Annotated in this window: 5 protein-coding genes and 1 pseudogene; 2 read left to right on the top strand and 4 right to left on the bottom strand. The window is 69.7% G+C overall.

What is annotated here, in order from left to right:
• A pseudogene (locus C667_RS25840) lies at positions 1-85 on the bottom strand (electron transfer flavoprotein subunit beta/FixA family protein); the annotation flags it as partial.
• A 171-nt stretch (positions 86-256) separates the two neighbouring features.
• Here C667_RS25840 and C667_RS20110 point away from each other — a divergent pair.
• Positions 257-865 (top strand): TetR/AcrR family transcriptional regulator, encoded by a 609-nt coding sequence (locus tag C667_RS20110; RefSeq protein ID WP_004379422.1) that lies wholly within the window; start codon positions 257-259, stop codon positions 863-865.
• A gap of 3 nt (positions 866-868) precedes the next feature.
• Here C667_RS20110 and C667_RS20105 read toward each other — a convergent pair whose 3' ends face one another.
• Positions 869-1639, bottom strand: a complete 771-nt coding sequence (locus C667_RS20105) for a TatD family hydrolase (RefSeq protein ID WP_004379419.1) — start codon at positions 1637-1639, stop codon at positions 869-871.
• A gap of 28 nt (positions 1640-1667) precedes the next feature.
• A complete protein-coding gene (locus C667_RS20100) occupies positions 1668-2477 on the bottom strand; it encodes an enoyl-CoA hydratase (RefSeq protein WP_004379417.1) in 810 nt (269 codons plus the stop codon).
• Positions 2478-2705: 228 nt separating this feature from the next.
• On the opposite strand from C667_RS20100, the gene C667_RS20095 reads away from it, so the two are divergent.
• Positions 2706-4397 carry a sensor domain-containing diguanylate cyclase gene (locus tag C667_RS20095; protein WP_004379415.1) on the top strand — a complete coding sequence of 564 codons (1692 nt, stop codon included), beginning with the start codon at positions 2706-2708 and terminating at the stop codon, positions 4395-4397.
• 66 nt (positions 4398-4463) lie between these two features.
• Here the strand turns inward: C667_RS20095 and C667_RS20090 are convergent.
• On the bottom strand, positions 4464-5078 hold a 615-nt coding region (locus C667_RS20090), incomplete at its 5' end, for an ABC-type transport auxiliary lipoprotein family protein (protein WP_004379414.1).

Raw genomic sequence — 5078 nt, 5'->3', positions numbered from 1 at the left:
CCAGGTCCACGCCGCTGCCGTCGGCCTTGACGCGAACCTTGACGTTGTAATCGACCACGCGCTTTACGGGTACGAGAATCTTCACTCTGACGCGCTCCTCTTCTTTGCAGGGGATGGTAGGCCCGGGATGCGGGCCCGACTTCCGGATTATGTCACCGCCCTTGGCCGGCCGCACTGCTGCAGGGCAACAATTCCATACGGTCAAGTATGGTGCGTACGGTAGCGTATGGTCGCCGAATCGTCAATACTACGCCGTATGGAAAACATTACGAAAAAGCCCCGTACCCAGCTCGACCGTAGCGCCTGGGTCGCGGGCGCCACCGAAGTGCTCGCCGAAGAAGGTATCGCGGGCTTGCGCGTCGAGGTGCTTGCGAAACGGCTCAAGGTGACCAAGGGCAGTTTCTACTGGCACTTCACCGACCGCCGCGATCTGCTGATGGCGGTGCTCGCGCAGTGGAAGGAAGGCCGCATCCGCGACATCATCAAGCAAACCCGTGCGCAACCGGGCCGCGAGCTCGAACAGATCTACCACGTCATCGACGTCTACAGCGCGAGCCGCAGCCGCCGCGGCATGATGATCGAGCTCGCCGTGCGCGACTGGGCGCGCCGCGATGCCGAGGCGGGCGCGATCGTGGCCGAGGTGGACGATGTCCGCCTGCGCTGCGCGCGCGATCTCTTCCTTGCCTGCGGCGTACCGATGGACGAGGCCTCGAGCCGCTGCATGCTGCTCTACGCCTACGTCTTCGGCGTCTCGCTGATGATCTACGAGAAGTTCGACCGCGACGTCGCGCGTCTCAAGCGCGACATCGCCGACCTGATCGCGCGCTCCTGCTCGGCCGGCATCGCCGGCGCGGCGGCAGCCTGAACCTCAGCGCGGCTGCCAGCCCCCTAGCGTCTCCACCAGGTTGCGTCCGGTCGTCTCGATCACCTCCTCCGGCTCGATGCCGCGCAGTTCGGCGAGTATCCGTGCGTAGCGCGCGAGATTCTGCGGCAGGTTGCGCTCGCCGCGCGCCCACGCCGGCGGGATGTCCGGCGCGTCGGTCTCCAGCACGATGGACTCCAGCGGCAGGCTGCGCGCGAGCTCGCGGATGCGCGTAGAGCCCTCGTAGCTCATCGCGCCGCCAAAACCGAGCCGCAAGCCCAGCGCGATGAAGGCCTCGGCCTGCTGGCGGCTGCCGTTGAAGGCGTGGGCGATGCCGCCGCACACCCGCGTCCGGCGCAGCTCGCGCAGGATCGGATCGATCGCGCGCCGCACGTGCAGGATCACCGGCAGCCCGTGCCGGCGCGCCAAACCCAGCTGTGCGGTGAAGAAGCGCAGCTGGCGCTCGCGATCAAGATCGGCGACGAAATGATCCAGGCCGATCTCGCCGACGGCGCGCGCCACGCGTGCGGCGAGCAGCGCTTCCAGCCGATCGAGGTCGCCCTCCTGCGCCTGCATCACATAGAGCGGATGGATGCCGAGCGCCGGGCAGACATCCGCGCGCGCCGCGGCGAGCGCGAGCACGGCGTCGAAGCTCGCCCGATCGACCGCCGGCACGACGAAGCCACGCACCCCGGCGGCGCGGGCGGTCTCGATCACCGCCGCGCGGTCGGGCGCGAACTCGGCGGCGTCGAGGTGGATGTGCGAGTCGATCAGCATCGCCGGCACGGTCGCGGGCTTGCGGCGCTCAGCGCCCCTTGAACTGCGGCTTGCGCTTGGCGATGAAGGCGTCGATGCCTTCGGCCGCGTCCTCGCACATCGCGTTGCAGGCCATGGTCTCGGAAGCGAGCTGGTAGGCCGCATCCAGGCCCATCTCGAGCTGCTTGTAGAACATCTGCTTGCCCATGCGGATCGCCGCCGGCGACTTGGCCAGGATGGACGCGGCGAGGCGACCGACCTCGGCGTCGAGCTCTTCGGCCGGCACCACGCGGTTGATCAGACCGCGGCGCTGCGCCTCGTGGGCGTCGATGAAGTCACCCGTGACCAGCATCTCGAAGGCCTCCTTGCGCCCCATGTTGCGCGCGAGGCCGACGCTCGGCGTGGCGCAGAACAGGCCGACGTTGATGCCCGAAACCGCGAAGCGCGCGTGCTCCGCCGCCACCGCGAGGTCGCACATCGACACCAGCTGGCAGCCCGCGGCGGTGGCGATGCTGTGCACGCGCGCGATCACCGGCTGTGGTAGCTCGGTGAGCTTCATCATGAACTTGCCGCACAGGCGGAACAGGCGCTGCTGGAAATCCAGCGTGTGGTTGCCGCGCATCTCCTTGAGATCGTGGCCGGCGCAGAAGGCCTTGCCCTCGCCGGCGATGACCACCACGCGCACCGTCTCGTCGCGTGCGATCTCGTCGACCGCGGCGATCAGGGCCTCGAGCATCTCGAAGGAGAGCGCGTTGAACTGCTGCGGGCGGTTGAGCGTGAGCGTAGTCACGCCGCCGGCATCCTCGCGGCGCAGGATGGGTGCTTCGGCGTCGGACACGGGGCGGGACTCGGCATTCATCGTTCTCTCTCCTGCTGGATTCGTTTTTGCGGGGCCAGGTGGCCACGGGCGGCAACGTTAACGTCAACCGGCGCACCGCGCCAGCGCTTCGCGCAGCGGAATTGTCCGCCGCGATTCCGTCCGCAACGCCCCGGGTGTGAGAAAACGCACACCTGCACACCTCGCAGGAGCCCAAACTGGTTCTGGAGCCACGGACAAGAACCCGAAGAACAATGGGAGTGCCGGCGCTTGAACCTCAGAACCCGCTTTCTCCTGCTCATCTCCGCGCTGATCCTGGTCGGGTCGGTCGTGGCGTGGGCGGTTTTCCATCATGTGGCGCGGCAGATCGTCATGCAGTGGGGGCAGCGCGTCGCCGAGATCCAGGTGCGCTACGACCGCGCGCGCCTGTTGCAGCCGCTCGAGCGCGAGATCGCCCTGGCGCGCCAGATGGCCGACTCGCTCGTGCTCAAGCGCTGGGCGCGCTCGCCCGAGGATCCGGCGCTGGAAGCCGAAGCCGTCCGGGAGATGGAGAATTTTCGGCGCAACTTCAGCTCGGGAAACTATTTCGTCGCCCTGCGCGCCTCCGGCGCCTATTACCACAACAACGCCGAGGACGAGTTCGCCGGCCGCCAGCTGCGCTACCACCTCGTCCCCGCCAAACCCGCCGACGCCTGGTTCTACAAGCTGATCGAGGTGGGGCGCGATTTTCACCTCAACGTCAATCCCGACGCCGAGTTGGGCGTCACCAAGCTGTGGATCGACGTACTGATCCGCGACGGCGACCAGACGCTCGGCGTCGTCGGCACCGGCATCGAGCTGTCGCGCTTCGTCGACGAGATCGTCGATCTGCACCAGGCCGGAGTGAATACGCTGTTTGCCGACCTCTCCGGTGCGATCCAGCTCCATCGTGACGCGAAGCTGATCGACTTCGCCAGCCTGGTCAAGCCCGAAGGGCAGAAGAGCCTGGTGGACCAGTTGCTCGACCGCGAGGCCGACCGCATCGAGCTGCGCGAGACGATGAAGCACCTCGCGACGTCGGGCGACGGTGCGCCTCGGGTGCTCGACCGCTTCGTCGAGTCCGGCGGGCGGAGGATCCTTCTCGGGATCGCCTTCGTGCCCGAGATCGGCTGGTACGAGATCACCCTGCTCGACCTCGACGTGCTGATGCCGGTGGCGGCCTTCACCCCGGTCGCGGTCGGCTTCGTCCTCACCCTGCTGGTTGCGCTGATCCTGGTGCACCTGCTGCTGCGCCGCCTCATCCTCGACCCCCTGGGCAGGCTGGAGCAGGCCATGCTGCGGGTGCGCGACGGCGACCTCAGCCCCGCGCCGCTGCCGCAGGCGCGCGGTGAGATCGGCCGCCTCACCCAGCACTTCGGCGCGATGGCGGGCGCGATCCGGGCGCACACCGCGGAACTCGAGGCCAAGGTGCGCGAGCGCACGGACGCCCTGCACCGCCTGGCGCGGATCGATCCGCTCACCGAGCTGACCAACCGGCGCGGCATGACCGAGATGCTCGAGGCCGAGATCACCCGCGCCGGGCGCCAGGGCAGCCGCTTCGGCCTGCTGTGGCTGGACGTGGATCACTTCAAGGAGATCAACGATCGCCGCGGCCACGGCGCCGGCGACGAGGCGCTGACGACCCTGGCGCGCGTGCTCGAAGGCTGCCTGCGTCCCTACGACCGCGCCGCGCGCTGGGGCGGCGACGAGTTCCTCGTGCTGCTGTCGCCCTGCGATGGCGCCACGCTGGAGGCGATCGCACACCGCGTCCGCGCCGACATCGAGCACGGCAGCGCAGCGTGCGGAGAGACCTTCACGGTCACGGTCGGCGCCTGCCTCGCCGAGCCCGGCGAGACGCTCGGCACGGTCCTGCAGCGCGCGGACGAGGCGCTCTACCGTGCCAAGGAGGCAGGGCGCAACCGGGTCGTGATCGCGCCACGCTGAGCGCTCCGAGGCGCTCGCCACGCGGGCGCTGCGCTCGGCGCCGAGGCGTCGCTCGTGCCGGACGCCTCAGCGCCGGCAGCGCCCCTCGCCGGCGAGCCCGCCCGGGAGGGCACGATCGGTGTCGGTCAGCCACTGCGCGATGCCGTCCGCCAGGCGATCCGTGGCGACGCGGAAGGCAGCGGCGCCTCCGCGCGCGTCCGCCGTCGGCGCAGCTTCCAGCACGGTGAGCGCGGCGCTTGCCAAGGGCTTGTTGCCGCGCACCGGGAACAGCGCGAAGCGCGCCACCACGCGTGCCTCGCTGCGATCGGCGGCATGGAAGAGCTGCTCGAACTCGTCGAGCTGCACCTGCAACCGGCACCCTCCCCCCTCGCCGGCGCCCAGCCTGCGCTCGAGCACCAGCGCGAGCATGGCCGGCGGTTGCGCCGCCCAGCGGTTGTCGGCGTAGGCGCGCCGGCGTGCGGGGTCGCTGTGGAGCACGCGGTAATGCATCGACGTGGCCTGCAGCCAGGCGGGTCCGGACACCGCAACCCTGGCCGGCGCGAGCGCGTGCGCGAGTGTTCCGCGCTCGCCGGCGCCGAGATCGTAGGTGGCGGCCAGCGCCGGACGCTCGGGGAGCACCTGGCAGCCGGCCAGCAGCAGCGCGCACGCCGCGCACGCCGCCCATCGCGGCAGGCCACGGCG

It is taken from the genome of Thauera phenylacetica B4P (assembly GCF_000310225.1).
Taxonomy (GTDB): domain Bacteria; phylum Pseudomonadota; class Gammaproteobacteria; order Burkholderiales; family Rhodocyclaceae; genus Thauera; species Thauera phenylacetica.
The sequence above is the reverse complement of the archived record's forward strand: the minus strand, read 5'-3'. Positions and strand labels throughout refer to the sequence as shown.